Here is a 17055-nt window from a genome sequence, read left to right on the forward strand (position 1 = left end):
ACAGATCCCTTTGTGGGAGCGAGCCTGCTCGCGATGAGGCCAGTACATTCAACGCAGAGGTCGACTGTCAGACCGCTATCGCGAGCAGGCTCGCTCCCCCATGGGGGATTGCAGGGTTTAACGGATGCCGGTGCCGGCCAGCGACTCGGCGGACCATTGCGCCTTGGACAGCGGATCGATGTACTTCAGGCCACCGTAAGGGCCGTAGAAACCGTTGACGTTGTAGGCGCCGGAAATCAGGTCATAGAGCATGTGGTTGATGGTGTCCGGGGCCTGCACGTCATAGCTGTAAGTCAGGTGCGAGAAACCGCCACGGTAGAGCTGGCCACGGGCGTCATACTCATCGGAGGCCAATGCGATCCAGCTGTCTTCGTCGAGGTAGAACGTGCGCTTGCTGTAGATGTGGCGCTTGCCCGGTTTGAGCGTGGCTTCGACCACCCACACGCGGTGCAGCTCCCAACGCAGCAGGTCGGGGTTGACGTGATTGGCCTTCATCACATCGGCCGCGTCCTTGTGGTAGCTCAACTTGTAGGTGTTGTATGGGACGTAGAGTTCTTTCTTGCCGACCAGTTTGAAGTCGTAACGGTCCATCGCACCGTTGAACAGGAAAGCGTCGTCGTAAGTCGCGGCGCCGACGGTGCCCGGGTTTGGTGTGTCGTAGGCCAGGTCCGGCGCCAGTTTCACCCGACGTTGCCCCGGCAAGTATTGCCAGGCGCGACGCGGCTGGGTCAGCGGGTTGACCGAATCCATGAGCAACAGCGCTTCACCAGCACGGCGAGCCGGGCCGGAGTACGCCAGTTTGATCTTGTAGAACACTTCATCGGCCGACACTGGACCGACCGGGCGTACCGGCGAGTACAACGGGTATTCAATAAAGAAGTTACCGGTGGAACTCAAGGACGCCGCGCCGGAGGAGTCAACGTTCCAGGAGTCGTACTTGTTGGTCATGGCCACACCTTGATAACGCAACAAGTGGTTCCACATCGCTTCGTTACCATCGGCCGGGATCGGAAACGGCACCCCCGGCAACACGTTTTCCAGGCTCAAGCCACCGTCGGTGGTCTTGGCGGTCACGGCATTTTTGGCGGTGTTGTCTAACACCCCTTTTGGCAGTGCAACGCTGCGATGGGTCGGGTACACGTCGAGGCGATAGGTCGGATAACGGCTGAGCAACGCCTGGGCCGTCGCGGTCAATTTGTCTTTTTGCTCGGCGAGGTTCTGAGCGGTGATCACCAGGCGTGGCTTTTCAGCCGCGAACGGATCCGGGCGGAACGAGTCGCCGGTTTTGAAATCGGCTGGAATCGTCGTCAGTCCGCCGGTATAAGCCGGAATGCTGCCATCGGCGTTGGCGGCTTTATCGGCCCCTACCGGCGTCAGGCTGTTACCAAGTTTCGCCGCCTGGTCGGCGCTGACGGCCGCATGGGCGGACCCTGCGACGGCCAGTGCCAGTGCGGTGGCCAATACTGATTTGATGAAATTCATGGGTGTCTCCTGTTAGCGCACATCTCGAAGATCAGAGGGTGGTTTTGAAAGTGAAAGTGACCATGCCGCGATCCTTGAGCTGGGCCACGGTACCGGCAAACGCAGTGGTCTGACCGGGAACGCAGTTGTATTGACCATTGGCACCCGGAGCCGCCCCGTCGCCGTGCGTACCGGCATTGCCGGCAGAACCGCAGGTGTCGAAGTCGCCAAAGTTGTCGACGTACTTGAGGTCGAAACGGTATTGGCTGCGCACGTCCATGCCGACGCCGACCGAATAACTGCCGGTGCCTTTGTTGCCGCCCAGTTGCACGGCGGACTGGCCCGCGAGGCCGACGTTGTAGCTGACCGGCATGAACATATCGATGCCGGGGAACACCTGATACCAGGTCGGGTTGAAGTTCATGCCGAGGATGTAGTTGTCCTTGGACACCTTGTCGACACCGTGGTACCAGTCTTCGCCCTTGAACAGTTGCTTGTTCTCGGTCACGTCCAGCCAGCGGCTGTAGCCGAGCTCAACCAGCAATGAAGAGGAATCCCAGAACGGCGTATCGCCAAAGGTCGTCAGGCCGTTTAAAACCGCATGCACGGTATTGCCGCGAGCTACGCCGTTGTCACCATCAAAGCTGCTGATGAACCCCGGGCGACCTGCTGCGCCCAGCGTCGGGTTGACGGTGGCCGGCACGCTGGACAGCGGCATGTTGTGGCGATAGTTGAGGTCGAAACCGACACTCACACCCTCAATGCTTTTCGACAGGCTGAAGCCATAGATGTCGATGTCATCTACGTAAAACTGGTTGTAGCTGCCGGCATTGCCCGAGATCAACTGGGGGATGCCGATTGCGGTCGGTTGCAACACCAGGTTGGGCAGGATGTCCGAGGTTTTGCGGTAGTACAAACCCATGGTTCCGTCCAGCCACGCCGGGCTCCACTTGGCCATCAGGCCGAAGTCGCCACTGTTGCTCGGGGTGAACGTGTGACCGTTGGTGAGGCGCAGAAACTGGTTTGCGCCGACCGGTCCCGGGGTCCCGTAGAGCGGGTTGGCGCCGCCGATCAGCGACAGGTTGTGGCCGCCGCTCTGGATCCCGTCGTTGAAGCCCAGGTACGTGCCTGACTCTGGCAACCGCGCCGCGTCCCAGTCGAGGAAATACTGTGCGGCCAAGGTCAACTCCTGGTTGACAGTGAGGCTGGTGGACAACTGGTTTCGCGGAATGAACAGCTCTTTGGCTTCAGTGCCCGGGACGGCAAGGGCCTTGGACAAATCCAGACCCGACTGGCCATAACTGTTGCCATGGGCAAAAGCCAACACGCTTTCGCCCCAATAGAGGGTGTGCTTGCCGGCCTTGCCGCTCAGCAGTGATTCGTCACCGATCTCGGTGCTGCCGAACACGAACGCGTCGAGGATTTCCGCCGAAGGACCGTTGTAGTAACGGTCGGCATAACCGCTCTGGTGACGCGAATCGGGTTTGCCGTCATTCAGCTGATTGGTCGAGGGGTTGAAACTGCCGATATCGTCATACGCATGGTCGTACCAGCTGTTGGCACTGACCCGAAAACCCATCTGTTTTTTGTACACCACATCCAGTTCCGAGAGGATGTCGAGGCGCTGGGCAACAGGGCTGCCGGACGAAAAATTGCGATCGCCGTCGTTGTTGTTCCACGAGTTGGCAAGCTTGGTATTCGGCGCTTCGACCCGCTGGGCGTAGTTGAACTTGAAGGTATTGTCGAAACGCACCGACACGTCCTCGTTCCCCGTGTCGAATTCGAATGCCTGCACTGGCGTCATTCCCAACCCGGCGAGAACCGCCGAGGCCAGAAGCCCGCGTCGCAGATTGGTTGGGCAGATCTTATTGTTGTTATTCATCTAGCGTGCTCGCCTTCTCTGTGGTTTCACGAAAAGTCATTCAAGAAAATGCCGGTTCCGGTGGTGCGTTCTGCTCTATGGAACGCAGGCCGGATCGGTCGAGACTGTTGTATCGCGAGCGGTCGGGGGGGTGCCGGTCAATTGGGCCAAATCATCGGTCAGCGCAACTTTCCGATCAGTCAAAGGGCAAAACCTGTGGGAGCGAGCCTGCGCGCGATGGCGGCGGCACAGTCAACGCTTGCATTGACTGACCGTCCGCCATCGCGAGCAGGCTCGCTCCCACAGGGGATTGTTATTGGCTTGAGGTTTTTGTGCAGGAAGGATGTTTCAGGGTTGCTGGCGATAATCCGTCGGCGACAACCCGGTCCAGCGTTTGAAGGCGCGGGTGAAGTTGCTGGTGTCACTGAAGCCAAGCAGGAAGGTAATTTCAGTCACCGGGCGCGATGCCTGGCTCAGATAGCTGCACGCCAGTTCCTTGCGGGTGTCATCGAGCAGTTGCTGGAAATGAGTGCCACGCTGGGAAAGTTTGAGCTGCAATTTGGTCGGGCTCATGCACAACGCGCTGGCGACCTTGTCTCGCGTGCAGTCGCCGTTGGGCAGGAACTCGATGATTTTCTGGGTGACCCCGGTGATCACATCATGCTTGTCCAGGCGCGCCAGATAGCCGATCACGATGTTGTCATTGACTTGAGCCAATTCTGGACAGGACCCGGTCAGCACTTGCAGCAGGTCTGTCTTGTCGAACACCAGCAAGCTGGAGGCCTGCCTGAATAACACCGGCGCACGGAACAACGCTTCATATGGAGCTGAGCCCTCATGCGGCATCGGACGGCGCATTTCCACGCGCACGGGCTTGAACTCTTGCTTGTAGAGCAAGCGCATCACCCGGATCAGAAAGGCGAAGAACGCATCTTCCGTCTCGCCGCAGAGCTCGACCAAGTGGTCGAAGCGCAGCAAGACGTGTTCGTCGGTCTGGCTGACGTTGGCCTTTGCAACCTGGGACACCAACCGGAAATAGCGCTCCAGGCGTCGGCAGAAATCCATCAGGGACCCGCTGGCAGCCAAGGAATAACCCAGGGCATGCAAGTGGGTGAGGTGGATATGCTTGGCCACGGTCAGGCCAAAATACGGGTTGTTGGTCACATCGACGCAGGCGCGATACAGGCGCGTCATGGTGGTAGCCGGCAAGCGGGTCATCGGATCGGTGGACAGGTTCAGCGGGATGCCCGTGGCGGTGAAAATCCGTTTGCTGTCGATACCACTGGCGTCCAGCGCCCGCGCAATGGCCACGGTATAGCTGCCGATGGTGGAGGGTTGCAGCGCGTCTTCATGCAACGGAACTTCGGTACCGGGCGTATCCATTTTCGAACCTGACATGGGCCTGCCTGCTGGGATGCGAGCATCGATACTCGCCCTCGGATCTGTATCGGTCAATCACCTGCATAGCGCTTCTGCGTGATGTCCCAATGCTTGGCGCGATAGTCACCTGTCCCAGTGACCGTTGAATTCATTCTATTGACCAGTGTCGACCCGGCGTTCTGCACACAATGCGTTGAGTTGTGCATCGAACAAAGAGAATAACGCATGAACGAGAACACGCATTTCGATTACATCGTGGTGGGCGCGGGTGCTGCCGGCTGCGTCGTCGCCAGTCGCTTGTCGGAAGATCCGGACAGTTCAGTCTGCCTGCTGGAAGCCGGCGGCCCCGACACTCATCCGCTGGTGCACATGCCGGCCGGTGTCGCGGCGATGGTGCCAACCTCGATCAACAACTGGCAATACCAGACCGTGCCGCAGACCGGCTTGAACGGCCGCATCGGTTATCAGCCACGGGGCAAGACCCTGGGCGGCAGTTCTTCGATCAACGCCATGGCCTATCACCGTGGTCACCCGCAAGACTTCGACCGCTGGGCCGCCCTGGGCAATCCTGGCTGGAGCTTTCAGGAGGTGCTGCCGTTCTTCAAGCGCGCCGAGCACAACGAACACTTCAAAGACGAACTGCACGGCCAGAACGGCCCGCTGAATGTGCGCTTCCACTCTACGCCCAATCCCTTTGGCGAAACCTTTGTCGAGGCCGGCCTGCAGGCGGGTTACCCGGCCTGCCCCGACCAGAATGGCGCGAGCATGGAAGGTTTCGGTCGCGTGCAGGTCATGCAAAAGGACGGACAGCGTTGCAGCGCGGCCAAGGCCTACCTGACGCCAAACCGCCACCGCACGAATCTGCACATCAAAACCCACGCCCACGCCACTCGTCTCTTGTTCGACGGCAAGCGCGCAGTAGGCGTCGAGTTTATCCAGAACGGCGTCAAGCGCACCTTGCACGCGCGTCACGAGTTGATTCTGAGTTCCGGGGCTTTCAATTCGCCGCATCTGCTGCTGTTGTCTGGCGTGGGGCCGATTGGCGAGCTGCTGAAGTTCGACATCCCAGTGGTCCATGAACTGCCGGGTGTAGGCCAGAACCTGGTGGATCATATCGATTACGTGCATTCATACCGTGTGAAATCCCGTCACCTGATCGGCCTGTCACTGGCGGGAGCCTGGGACATCGCCAAAGCGGCGATCCGTTACTGGCGGCGACGCAGCGGTCCGCTGACCACCAACTTCGCCGAGGCCTGCGCCTTCGTCCAGACCTCTCCTGAGTTGCGTCAGGCGGACATCGAACTGGCCCTGACCATCGCCATGTTCGCCGACCACGGTCGCACGCTTTATCGCGGTCATGGCCTGAGCATTCATGCTTGCCTGCTGCACCCGAAAAGCGTCGGACAACTCAGCCTGGCCAGCGCGGATCCCATGGTGCCGCCACTGATCGATCCGGCCTTTCTGACCCACCCGGACGACATCAAGACGTTGATCAAAGGCTATCGCATCATCCAGAAGGTGATGGCGACTCCAGCCTTCAAGGCATTCGACCCAAGAGATGTCATTGATCAGCCGATGTTCACCGACGCCGAAGTCGAAAGCGTCCTGCGCAACCGGTCCGACACCCTCTATCACCCGGTGGGGACTTGCAAAATGGGCAGCGATGCCATGGCTGTCGTGGATGCACGCTTGAAGGTGCACGGGCTGGAAGGCCTGCGTGTGGTCGATGCCTCGATCATGCCGACTATCATTGGCTGTAGCACCACCGCCGCCACGGTAATGATCGGCGAACAAGCCGCCGAATTCATCCGTCAGGACCGCGCAGCCAGCGCCTCTCTTTCCTCAAAGGACGATCATGAATCCAGTACCCGCCCTTACCCCGCATAAGCTTCTTGTGGTTTCTGCGGTTGTCGAACTGGCGACCGGCGCCGCGCTGCTGCTCACGCCGGGCCTTGTCTGCAACTTGTTGCTGGGGATGACCGCGACCGACGCGACCGACTTGGTCGCCCGCTGTTTCGGCATTGCACTGATTGCCCTCGGCATCGCGTGCTGGCCCAAAGCGGCCAACCCGGCCGCGTTGCGCTCGATGCTGTTCTACAACGGGGCGATTGCGTTGTACCTGGCGTACGTCGGCGTGCTGGTTGGCGGCGGGTTATTGCTGTGGCCCGCCGTGGTGTTTCATGCCGTGATGACCGCGCTGTTTCTCCGTCGGTAACCTCCCCCACACTTCTAAATTCATCCAAAGGAGTACGCACATGGGCGTATTGGACGGCGTTCGTATCGTAGAAATAGCCGGTATCGGGCCGGGGCCGTTTTGCGGCATGTTGTTGGCGGACATGGGCGCCGAGGTGATTCTGGTCGAACGCGCCAGCACCAAGGGCGGCGACATGCTCGATCTGGGCAAGCACGCCATCGTCAACCGTGGCAAACAGTCGATCGCCCTGGACCTCAAGGACCCCGAAGCCATTGACGCGGTGTTGCGCCTGATCGAGGGCGCCGACGCGTTGATCGAAGGCATGCGACCTGGCGTCATGGAGCGCCTGGGCCTTGGCCCGCAAGTGTGCCTGGCGCGCAACCCACGGCTGGTCTATGGGCGCATGACCGGCTGGGGCCAACACGGTCCGTTGGCGCAGGCCGCCGGCCACGATCTCAACTACATCGCGCTGTCCGGCGCCTTGTGGTTCAGTGGCGAGGCTGGTCAGCCACCGATGGCGCCTCCTACGTTGGTGGGCGATCTGGGTGGTGGTGCGCTGTACCTGGCGATGGGCATTCTGGCCGGGATCATCAACGCCAGCACCAACGGTGTCGGTCAGGTGGTGGATGCGGCGATTGTCGATGGCAGCGCCAACCTGATGAACCTGTTGCTGTCGGCGCACGCTGCCGGTCAGCAGCCACTGGAGCGCGGTCGCGGGCTGCTCGATGGCGCGCACTGGGCGCGGACCTATACGTGTGCCGATGGATTGTTTGTCAGCGTGCAAGCCCTCGAACCGCAGTTCAACGCGCTGCTGTTCCGCAAGCTCGGACTTGGGGACGACCCGGACTTCAAGAGTCCTTACGATCCACGTTTGTGGGGGCCATTGCGCAAGCGACTGGAAGCCGTGTTTGCCAGCCAGCCACGCCAGCACTGGATTGATCTGCTGGAAGGCACCGATGCCTGCTTCGCCCCGGTATTGACGCCGGCCGAAGCCCTGAACCATCCGCATATGGCCGAACGGGGTGTGTATTCGCGTCAGAACGGCGTGTTGCAGGCCGCACCGGCGCCACGGTTTTCAACGACGCCTTCGGCGGTTGGCAAGGTGCCGACCCGAGGGGAACACAGTACAGGTATTCTGCGCAAAGCAGGCTTGAGTGAAGAGCAGATCCATCGACTGATCTGATCTCTGTAGCAGCTGGCGCAGCCGAACGCAGCCTTCGGCAGCTGCTACAGGTCGCGTTCACCGCCACGGGATTTTTGTCGTGCAACGCATGTGAAGCAAACATGCTGTTGTGGCGAGCGGGCTTGTCACAGGGATCTCATCACACGCTCACCTCAGTCTTTCAGGAACACCGCCACAGGACTGTCTTCGCGCAAGGCATGACAGGTGTTGAGCAACTGGCCCCTGGCGTTGCGATACGCTTCGACGTCGGCGGGCGTGCGCGGCGCGACCAGGGAGCGGGCCATGGGAAGGGTTTGAAACGCTGTCGTAGCCATCGGCAGCAGCAATTCGGTCAAATGCACGCAGCCACCGATCCCGCCAAACAACTCTTTGATCCGGCGCGAGAACCCCGGTCCGACCCGCTCACCGAGCAATTTTTCATAGCCCGGCATTGCCCCGCGACATTGGCTGGTGGGAACGTCGGGCATGGCCACATGCACCTCTCGCACAATAAAGTCATCGTCCAGAGTCAGACGAATCAGCATCCCATGATAGGTCTGCCCCGCCGCCACGACCCGGCCTTCCGCCAGGGTCACGGGATGAGTCTTGCTGTCGTTCAATCGCCCTTCGATATCCCACAGGCCATCCGCACGCAAATAGCCCAGGCATTCAACCTTGCGCCGATGAATCAACCGGCGCCCCCACTCGTCGACCTCGTCAATCATCATTCAAGCCACCCTCTTGCGACGGCGATGCCACACCAGCGCACCCACCAGCAACACGATGATCGCAACGACCGGCGGCGCGGCAGCCTTGAGCTTGGGCATGACCACGTGCTTCAAGGCATACAGCTGCCCCTGGTGCATGTAGTCATAACCCTCGGGCATCGGCAGCACACCGTTGGCGCGGGCGTACTCCGCATAGTCGGCCTGCATGCCCTGGAAGCGCTCCGGCATTTGCTGCTGCAAGTCGATCACTTCGCCGGGGTCGGTGGCGATGTTGTAGAGGTGCCATTGCTCGTTGCCCACCGGCTTCAGGCTTTTCACCAGTTTGTAATCGCCTTTGAACAACGCGGCACTGCCGGACAGTTCATAACCGATGGCCTGATCCTCGGGATGCACGCGCTCGGCACTGCCTTGCAGCACCGGTACCAGACTGCTGCCAATCAACGGTTCGACGGCTTTGCCCTGGTAATGGCCGCCGTGGGGTTTGATGCCGGCCACCTCCAGCAGCGTCGGGACAATGTCAGTGACGTGGGTAAAGGTTCTGGAAATGTGATTGGCCTGGATACCGGGCACCCCTGAAACGATCAACGGGGTGCGCAACCCGCCCTCACCCGCAAAGAACTTGTAGCCGCTCAAGGGCGAGGCCGCCGCGCTGGCCCAACTGGGACCGATGCTGGTGAAGGCGCCCTCGCTACCCAGGCGATCAAGTTGACGGGTGTAGTTGATTTCCAGCCACAAGCGCAACGCCGGAATCGTGTAGGGGTCGGTGGGTTCACTGCCGTTATCGGACAGGAACACAAACACAGTGTTGTCGTACTCACCGGTGGCTTTGAGGTAAGCGATCAGGCGGCCGATCTCCCGATCCATGGTTTCGCCCATGCCGGCATAGACTTCCATGCGTCGTGCTTCGTAGCGTTTTTCCTCCTCGTTCAGGGCCTCCCAGTCCGCCGTGCTGGCCATCGTCTGCATGCCGACATTTGCGGGCATCAACCCCAGCTCCGCGGCGCGGTCGCGACGAGCCTTGCGCAAGGCGGTCCAGCCTTCGTCATAGCGACCTCGGTAGTTATCGATGACGTCCTTGGGCGCCTGGACAGGAACGTGATTGGCCTGAAAGCCCAGATACGCGAAGAACGGTTTGCCGTCCTGTCGATCCGCGGCGATGTAATCCATGGCCTTGTCGACGATAAAGGTCGAGGAGTAATAGTCCTTGGGCAGGTGCGCCGGCTGGCCGTTCTCGAACCAGGCGGCCTTGTCGTAAAGCGGTGCGTAGGGGCGTTCTTCCCAGTTGTCGGAACCGCTGTCGGCCTGGATGAACGAACGATCGAAACCCCGGTTGCCCGGCAAGGTGTCAGGGGTCTTGCCCAAATGCCATTTGCCGGTGATGTAGGTGTGATAGCCGCCGTCCCTGAGCAGGCTGGCCACGGTGATCGCATTGTCGTTGAGCACGCCGCTGTAACCGGGTTTGCCCAAGTGTTCATCAGGCATGGTTTCCGGCATGTTGCCGACGCCGTTGCGGTGGTTGTCGATGCCGGTCAACAGCATCGAGCGCGTGGGCGAACAGGAGGCCGTGACGTGAAAATCCGCGAAACGCACCCCTTCCCGGGCCAGGGTGTCGATGTTGGGCGTGGCGATCTCGCCCCCGAATGCACCCACGTCGCTGTAGCCCCAATCATCGGCGACCAATACCACGATGTTCGGGCGTTTGGGCGATGCGAAACTCTGGGTCGCGAATGCCAGGCAACACAGGGCCAGGGCGAGCGGCTTCGACCGAATCATTCATGGTTTCCTTGATTTTGTGGGAGCGATGTCAGGCTCAAGTCAGGGTTTCAAAAGAGCGCCGATCACCCGGCGAAACAGCCGGCCGTAGGGCGGGCGCAAAACGCCCATCACGTCCCAAAGCGGCGGCTTGAACACCGAGCGCTCCAGGCTGAACGCTTTGAACCCGTACCCGCCCCGGTAACGACCAAATCCCGAGTGACCACAGCCCCCAAACGGCAAATCCGTCTGGAACAGGTGCTGCATGACTTCGTTGATACACGCACCGCCCGAATGGGTACGCTCCAGCACATGCCTGGCTTCGGCGCGGTTGTCACCGAAGTAATACAGCGCCAGGGGGCGCGGGTGCGCATTGATGTAATCGAGTGCCTCGTTGATATGACGGTAGCCGCGAATCGGCAGCAACGGGCCGAAGACTTCCTCTTGCATCACTAGCGTCGTGTCCGGCGGATCAACCAGCAAAGTCGGTGCGATCTTGCGCGAAGCACTCAAGTCTTCGCCGGCCGGATTGACCTCGATCACCCTGACGCAGTGTTCACGGGCATCTTGCAGACAGGCTTGCATGCGCCGGTATTGCCCGGGCGTCGCCATTGCCGTGTAGTCCGGATTGTTCAGCAGCGTCGGGAACAGGCGCTGCAATTCGATCTGCATGAAGCTCAACAAGCGTTCGAGGTCATCCTCGTGCACCAGCACATAATCCGGCGCGATACAGGCTTGACCGCTGCTGATGCCCTTGCCACCCCAGATGCGTCTGGCGGCGTTTTCCAGGTCAGCGCCGCGACCGATGATGGTTGGCGATTTACCACCAAGCTCCAGCGTCAACGGCGTCAGGTGTTCTGCCGCAGCGCGCATCACCAGACGCCCGACCCGCGGGCTGCCGGTAAACACCAGATGATCGAGCGGCATCGCGGAAAACGCCGCGCCCAATTCAGCACCGCCGATAAAGCCGGCGACTTCGCTGTCATCGAACTGCTCCGCCAGCAATTCGATCAGCAGGCTTGCCGTTGCCGGTGACTGGTCGGAAAACAGAAGAATCGCCCGGTTACCGGCTGCCAGTGCTTCGGCCAACGGTCCAAGCGCAATGGCAATCGGAAAATTCCACGGGGAAATAATGCCGATCGTTCCCAACGGCTGGAAATGAATTTCAGCCCTGGCGCCCAGCCAGCCGCTGCCGAGTTCAGCTTTGCGGCGCTGCGGCCGCATCCAGCGGTGAACATGGTCGCGGGCGTACTTGAGCCCCTGGACCGGCAACAACACGTCGGCCATCAGCGATTGGTCATGGCTACGCCAGGTGAAGTCATTGGCCAGCGCCTCGCACAACCGTTGCTGATTTTTCAGCAACAGATTGATGACCCGATTGATGCGTTCGATGCGCAATTCAGCCGACGGTGGGCCTTCGGCCAAAGACGCGACTTGCTGGCGGGCAAGAACAGCGCGGACCCGCTCGGACGCGGAATTGACATGGTTGAGGGCATCGGCAGGCAGGTTGCCGTCGTGCAGCGCAGAGTGCATGTCCGAACTCCTATCGTGCGGGGTCATTGGGACCGACCAGTTCGAAGTCTGGAGAGAACTTGTCGAGCGAGCCGAGCACGTCATAGACTGCCATTTTGCTGCCGTCGATCTTCAGATCCCCTTTGAATACCGCCTCGATCGGCGACACTTTTTCCGCCAGAATGGCGTTCAGCGTCTCGCGTGTCAGGGTCAGGGTGGCGTCGGCCTTGTCGGCGTTGTAATCGGCGATATAGGTCAAGGCCGAGTTCTCCAGATTGAGCGTATAACGCGTGCCAGACGGGCCGACATCCGTGAAGTTCCAGTTGAGGACAATGTGTTTGCCCTCGACATCACGGGCCTTCAGTCGCACCCCCAGGTAATCGAAAATATTGTCGAGGGTCAGCGCCCGAAGCATGTCGGGGCTGGCGGTACGCAGTGGTGAGGCGAGTTTTTTGCCACCGCTGCGATGCTCCATGGCGGCGGCCAGGTAGCTGTTGCGCTCGACTGCCGACTCCGCCTGGTAACCCAACTGCTCCAGGGCATCGGCCGCCAACTCGCGCGCCGCCGTGTTGTTCGGTTCGGCATAGATCAAATGACTCATGGCTTGTGCCACCCAACGGTACTGACCGTTGGCAAAGTCGCTGCGGGCGCGGTCCAGCACGGCTTGCGCGCCGCCGCCGTACTCGACGAATTTCTTGCCGTAGTCACTGTCAGACAACGCGTCGAGATTGGCCGGATTGGCGTCATACCAGCCCATGTATTGCTGGTACACAGCCTTGGCGTTGCGCTGCACCGAACCGTAAAAACCATGGGTAAAGGTTTCGCTGGCCAGGCTCGCCGGCACGTTATTGCGCATGTATTCGGCAATTTCGACGGGCTTGTAGCCCTTGTTGATCAGGCGCAACGATTGGTCGTGCAGCCACTTGTACAGGTCCCGTTGCTTGGACAAATAGTTGACCACACGCTCATGCCCAAACACCGGCCAGCCATGCTGGCCCACCAGAATGTCGGAGCCCGGGGCGAACTGATGCAGAGCCTCATTGAGGTATTTCGACCAGGCCAGGCCGTCCCGGATCGTCGCCCCGCGCAGCGTCAGTAACTGATGCTGGGTCGGCAGCGCCAACTCGCCGGTATCGAGTACTTTGAACTGCGGGAAATAATGGATGAACTCCGCTGGCGCCTCGGTGCCGGGAGCCAGCATGTTGACGATCTCCACGCCATCGATGGTCAGGGTTTGAATCGGCTGGTTGAGCTCGAGGGTCGGCGGGATCAGGGTGATGGTCCCATTGGACAAGGCCTTGGCTCCGCCCAGGTCGATCTGGCCCTGGGCACTGCGGGGCAACGTCGTACCAAACTGGTATTCGGCGCGGCGGCTCATCGCGTTGCCGGCCATCACGTTTTCGGCCACCGCCGTTGCCATGAACCCCGCCGGAGCGATGATCTGCACCTTGCCCGACTTCACGTCCGCTTCATCGACGATGCCGCGAATCCCGGCGAAGTGATCGACGTGACTGTGGTTGTAGAGCACCGCCACCACCGGTTTTCTCGGGCGATGCTGGTAATAGAGCTCAAGCGAGGCACGGGCCACTTCAGTGGCCAGGTTGCAGTCGACGATGATCAGGCCGGTCTTGCCTTCGATGATGGTCATGTTAGTCAGATCAAGACCGCGCACCTGGTAAAAACCATCGGTGACCTTGAACAACCCGTTGGCCATGCTTTTGCGCGCCTGCTGCCACAAGCTCGGGTTGACCGTGGCTGGCGCATCGGCGCTGCCGAGAAACTCGTAGCCCTTGAGGCTGTACACCACGTGACCGTCAGCGGCGGTGGTTTCAGCGTCGGGCAGGCTGGCGATAAAACCGCGCTGGATGTCGTCTTCCACCTGCGGGTCAACGGCCGGCATGGTGCGTGCCGTGTTTGCGTTGACAGCCATGGTGGCCGCCGTCGCGGCTTTCTGGCCGCCCTGCCCTGCGCTGTTGTCGACCGCTTGCAGATGAATGCCGCTTTGACCTCGCGACCATTGCAGCCCCCCGACAATGCTGGCGGTCAACACTGACACCGTCAGCACTACACGGATTTTCTTCATCGCACGATCTCTCTCTGATTGTTGTTCGAATATCGTTTCGATGGTGCAAGCAAGTGCGCCCCGGCTGCCGGTCTTCTCAATCAATTCGCCGGTCTTCACAGACCGGCGACCTGTGGGAGCGAGCTTGCTCGCGATAGCGGACTGTCAGGTCATACATCTGTTGAATGTAAAACCGTAATCGCGAGCAAGCTCGTTCCCACAATGGGTTGCGGTGCCTTCCTGTGCCTCTGCGGCATCCCTCCCCTGCGGACAACCGCTTTCGTTGCAATGACCTGCGACAGCGCCGCGTGCGTTCCTACTATCGGCCCCATCAACGACGCCAACAGAGCGCTAACAATAAGGGGAGTTGTCATGAGTGAAGATGTCTTGCTGTATGAAATCGTCGGCCCGGTGGCGCGCCTGACACTCAACCGGCCACGGGCCATGAATGCGCTGAACCTGGCAACACTCGCCGAGCTTGAACACTGCCTCAACGACATTGCGAACAATGACGAACTGCGGGTGGTGATCCTCACCGGCAATGGCCCGGCCTTCTGCGCCGGTGCCGATCTGAAGGAAGTCCTGGCCGGCGCCACGCTGCCGGCGGGCGAAGCCGACTTTCTCGACCGTGCCAATCAGGTCTTCGGACAATTGCGCAATTTCCCCAAACCGGTGATCGCCGCGCTCAACGGCGTGACCATGGCCGGTGGCCTGGAACTGGCCATGTGTGCCGACATCGTGGTCGCGGCGCAAACCGCCACCCTCGCCGACGCCCATGCCAACTTCGGCGTCTACCCCGGTGCCGGCGGCGCGGCGGTCCTGCCGCGCCTGATCCCGCTGAACATCGCCATGTACCTGCTCATGACCGGCAAATCGCTCTCGGCCACAGAAATGAAAGGCTACGGCCTGGTGTGTGAAGTCCACGCCGACACCGAACTTGCCGACGCCACCCTGGCCTTGGCCCGCCAGATCGCGAAAAAGAGCCCGATCGCCCTGCGCCGCATGAAAGAAGTGGCCCGCGCCTCTTCCGACAAGTCCCGCGACGACGCCTTGCAGCACGAGCAAGTGATGTTGCGCCAACACCTGCGCACCGCCGATTTCCAGGAAGGCTTGCAAGCCTTCAGCGAAAAACGCGCACCGGATTTCAAGGGCCGCTAAGCCGCCTCGTCCCAGCACTCTTCAGGAATAGACAATGAACGATATCTACGTAGTGGGCGTTGGCATGACGCCGTTTGGGCGGTTGCTGGAGCGCAGCGTCTACGACATGGTCGACGAAGCGGTCGGCCTGGCGTTAAAGGATGCCGGCGCCACCACCGCTGACGTCGGCGCGGTGTATTACAGCACCATGACCAATGGCATGTTGCAGGGTCAGACCGGTATTCCGGGCCCGATCGCCATGCGCCGCATCGGCATCGAAGGCGTGCCGGTGTTTTCGGTCGAGAACGCCTGCGCATCCGGCTCTTCGGCGTTCAACCTCGCCACGCTGGCGCTGCGTGCCGGCCAGTGCGACATCGCACTCGCAGTGGGCGCCGAGAAAATGAACATCCCCGACAAGGCCAAGATGTTCGCCGTGTTTGATGGCGGCTGGGATGTATCCACCGTCGAGCAGAACAAATACATCCTGCTGGCCATGGGCGAAGGCATCGAGCCGCCGCCGGGCACCGTTTCCGAACGTCCTTACAGTGTGTTCATGGACGTGTATGCCGCGATTTGCCGCAACCACATGTTGCGTTATGGCACCACTCAGCGGCAGATCGCTGCCGTCGCGGCGAAAAACCATCAACACTCGGTGCACAACCCGCTGGCGCAGTTCCAGCAGGCCTTCAGCATCGACGAAGTCCTCGCTTCGCCGCCGATCTGCTACCCGCTGACCACCCTCATGTGTTCGCCGATCAGCGACGGCGCCGCTGCCGTACTGTTGTGCAACGCCGACGGTCTCAAACGTTTGAAAAACGCCGGCGACCGCGCCGTTCGCGTCCTCGCCAGCGTGGTACAGACCGGCACCAACCGGGGCCTGGACGAACCGGAAAAAATCGTCGCCCACCTGGCTGCGAAAAAAGCCTACGCCATGGCCTGCGTCAACCCATCCGACGTCGACGTCGCGGAAGTCCATGACGCCTCGGCCATCGGTGAAATCCTCAATGCCGAATCGCTGATGCTGGTGCCCTTCGGTGAAGGTGGCCCGGCCGCCGAGCGCGGTGATTTCACCGTCGGCGGCCGTATGCCGATCAATCCGTCCGGCGGCCTCGAATCCAAGGGCCATCCGATTGGCGCCACCGGTCTGGGCCAACTCCACGAACTGGTCACGCAACTGCGCGGTGAGGCCGGCAAGCGTCAGGTCGAGGGTGCGCGCATTGCCATTCAGGAAAACGGTGGTGGCTTGTTCGGCATCGAAGAAGCCGTGGTTGCCGTCAACATTCTCGCCAACAAAAACATTTAAGGAGAACCCCATGGGACACGTCATGCGCACCCCGGAACAACTCGAAGCTGTCGAGAGTTTCCGCCGTTTCCTGGCGGACAAGATCGACCCGGTGTTCAACAAGGAATACCGCGACAAGTTCATGCCCAAGGAGAAAATGGCCGAGATGATGCGCCAGCTCTCCGAGTTCGGCATGGTCTCTGGCGCCGTCAGCGAGGCCAATGGCGGCCTCGGCCTGGACTGGCCGACCATGACCATGTTGTTCGAAGAAGTCGCCGCCTGCTCGGTAGACCTGTCGACGCCGGTGGTCATCAACTCCTTCGGCGCACAGATGCTGGAAAAGCTCGCCCCGGAGCATCTGCGCGAGCGTTACCTGCCGGGCCTGATCAGCGGCGATTCGTTCGTCAGCGTCGGCATTTCGGAACCGGATGTCGGCTCCAACGTGCTGGAAATCAAGACCCGCGCCCGTCGCGACGGTGACGACTACATCATCACCGGCGAGAAAACCTGGATCAGCAACGGCG

13 protein-coding genes are annotated in these 17055 nt (G+C 60.7%); 6 read left to right on the forward strand and 7 right to left on the reverse strand.

Features of this window, described 5'->3' with window-relative positions:
* Positions 1-117: 117 nt before the first annotated feature.
* From K0F88_RS09365 to K0F88_RS09375, 3 genes are all read right to left on the reverse strand, one after another.
* Positions 118-1482, reverse strand: a complete 1365-nt coding sequence (locus K0F88_RS09365) for a DUF1329 domain-containing protein (RefSeq protein ID WP_219094888.1) — start codon at positions 1480-1482, stop codon at positions 118-120.
* A 31-nt stretch (positions 1483-1513) separates the two neighbouring features.
* Positions 1514-3343 carry a DUF1302 domain-containing protein gene (locus tag K0F88_RS09370; protein WP_219094889.1) on the reverse strand — a complete coding sequence of 610 codons (1830 nt, stop codon included), beginning with the start codon at positions 3341-3343 and terminating at the stop codon, positions 1514-1516.
* Between the two features lie 327 nt (positions 3344-3670).
* On the reverse strand, positions 3671-4720 hold the full coding sequence (locus K0F88_RS09375) for an AraC family transcriptional regulator (RefSeq protein ID WP_219094890.1): 1050 nt from the start codon (positions 4718-4720) through the stop codon (positions 3671-3673).
* Between the two features lie 207 nt (positions 4721-4927).
* On the opposite strand from K0F88_RS09375, the gene K0F88_RS09380 reads away from it, so the two are divergent.
* The 3 genes from K0F88_RS09380 to K0F88_RS09390 are packed head-to-tail and all read left to right on the forward strand — an operon-like array spanning position 4928 to position 8079.
* Positions 4928-6589: a GMC family oxidoreductase gene (locus tag K0F88_RS09380; RefSeq protein ID WP_219094891.1), complete on the forward strand. Its 1662-nt coding sequence runs from the start codon at positions 4928-4930 to the stop codon at positions 6587-6589.
* Positions 6558-6917, forward strand: a complete 360-nt coding sequence (locus K0F88_RS09385) for a hypothetical protein (protein ID WP_219094892.1) — start codon at positions 6558-6560, stop codon at positions 6915-6917. The genes K0F88_RS09380 and K0F88_RS09385 overlap by 32 nt, the downstream gene beginning before the upstream one ends.
* A 40-nt stretch (positions 6918-6957) precedes the next feature.
* A complete protein-coding gene (locus K0F88_RS09390) occupies positions 6958-8079 on the forward strand; it encodes a CaiB/BaiF CoA-transferase family protein (protein ID WP_219094893.1) in 1122 nt (373 codons plus the stop codon).
* A 152-nt stretch (positions 8080-8231) separates the two neighbouring features.
* Here K0F88_RS09390 and K0F88_RS09395 read toward each other — a convergent pair whose 3' ends face one another.
* The 4 genes from K0F88_RS09395 to K0F88_RS09410 are packed head-to-tail and all read right to left on the reverse strand — an operon-like array spanning position 8232 to position 14133.
* Positions 8232-8786, reverse strand: a complete 555-nt coding sequence (locus tag K0F88_RS09395; RefSeq protein WP_219094894.1) for a DUF2889 domain-containing protein — start codon at positions 8784-8786, stop codon at positions 8232-8234.
* Positions 8787-10559, reverse strand: coding sequence for an arylsulfatase (locus K0F88_RS09400; protein ID WP_219094895.1), 1773 nt, complete (start codon positions 10557-10559; stop codon positions 8787-8789). It lies immediately after the preceding gene.
* A gap of 42 nt (positions 10560-10601) precedes the next feature.
* Positions 10602-12071, reverse strand: coding sequence for a coniferyl aldehyde dehydrogenase (locus K0F88_RS09405; RefSeq protein WP_219094896.1), 1470 nt, complete (start codon positions 12069-12071; stop codon positions 10602-10604).
* Positions 12072-12081: 10 nt separating this feature from the next.
* The gene (locus tag K0F88_RS09410; protein WP_219094897.1) at positions 12082-14133 is read right to left on the reverse strand and encodes an alkyl/aryl-sulfatase; all 2052 of its coding nucleotides are present in this window, start codon (positions 14131-14133) and stop codon (positions 12082-12084) included.
* 351 nt (positions 14134-14484) lie between these two features.
* Between K0F88_RS09410 and K0F88_RS09415 the strand changes: the two genes are divergently transcribed.
* The 3 genes from K0F88_RS09415 to K0F88_RS32305 all read left to right on the forward strand — a co-directional run.
* Positions 14485-15270: an enoyl-CoA hydratase/isomerase family protein gene (locus tag K0F88_RS09415; protein WP_219094898.1), complete on the forward strand. Its 786-nt coding sequence runs from the start codon at positions 14485-14487 to the stop codon at positions 15268-15270.
* Between the two features lie 34 nt (positions 15271-15304).
* Positions 15305-16552 (forward strand): thiolase family protein, encoded by a 1248-nt coding sequence (locus tag K0F88_RS09420; protein ID WP_219094899.1) that lies wholly within the window; start codon positions 15305-15307, stop codon positions 16550-16552.
* Positions 16553-16562: 10 nt separating this feature from the next.
* Positions 16563-17055: acyl-CoA dehydrogenase family protein (locus K0F88_RS32305; RefSeq protein ID WP_257605213.1), on the forward strand; the 493-nt coding region annotated here is incomplete at its 3' end.

The sequence above is a fragment of the Pseudomonas sp. UMAB-40 genome (assembly GCF_900095275.1).
Taxonomy (GTDB): Bacteria; Pseudomonadota; Gammaproteobacteria; order Pseudomonadales; family Pseudomonadaceae; genus Aquipseudomonas; species Aquipseudomonas mandelii_B.

Coding starts and splice junctions, on each gene's coding strand:
- K0F88_RS09410 (WP_219094897.1), bottom strand. CDS start 14,133: ATGAAGAAAATCCGTGTAGTGCTGACGGTGTCAGTGTTGACCGCCAGC.
- K0F88_RS09370 (WP_219094889.1), bottom strand. CDS start 3,343: ATGAATAACAACAATAAGATCTGCCCAACCAATCTGCGACGCGGGCTT.
- K0F88_RS09365 (WP_219094888.1), bottom strand. CDS start 1,482: ATGAATTTCATCAAATCAGTATTGGCCACCGCACTGGCACTGGCCGTC.
- K0F88_RS09395 (WP_219094894.1), bottom strand. CDS start 8,786: ATGATGATTGACGAGGTCGACGAGTGGGGGCGCCGGTTGATTCATCGG.
- K0F88_RS09390 (WP_219094893.1), top strand. CDS start 6,958: ATGGGCGTATTGGACGGCGTTCGTATCGTAGAAATAGCCGGTATCGGG.
- K0F88_RS09420 (WP_219094899.1), top strand. CDS start 15,305: ATGAACGATATCTACGTAGTGGGCGTTGGCATGACGCCGTTTGGGCGG.
- K0F88_RS09375 (WP_219094890.1), bottom strand. CDS start 4,720: ATGTCAGGTTCGAAAATGGATACGCCCGGTACCGAAGTTCCGTTGCAT.
- K0F88_RS09405 (WP_219094896.1), bottom strand. CDS start 12,071: ATGCACTCTGCGCTGCACGACGGCAACCTGCCTGCCGATGCCCTCAAC.
- K0F88_RS09380 (WP_219094891.1), top strand. CDS start 4,928: ATGAACGAGAACACGCATTTCGATTACATCGTGGTGGGCGCGGGTGCT.
- K0F88_RS09415 (WP_219094898.1), top strand. CDS start 14,485: ATGAGTGAAGATGTCTTGCTGTATGAAATCGTCGGCCCGGTGGCGCGC.
- K0F88_RS09385 (WP_219094892.1), top strand. CDS start 6,558: ATGAATCCAGTACCCGCCCTTACCCCGCATAAGCTTCTTGTGGTTTCT.
- K0F88_RS09400 (WP_219094895.1), bottom strand. CDS start 10,559: ATGATTCGGTCGAAGCCGCTCGCCCTGGCCCTGTGTTGCCTGGCATTC.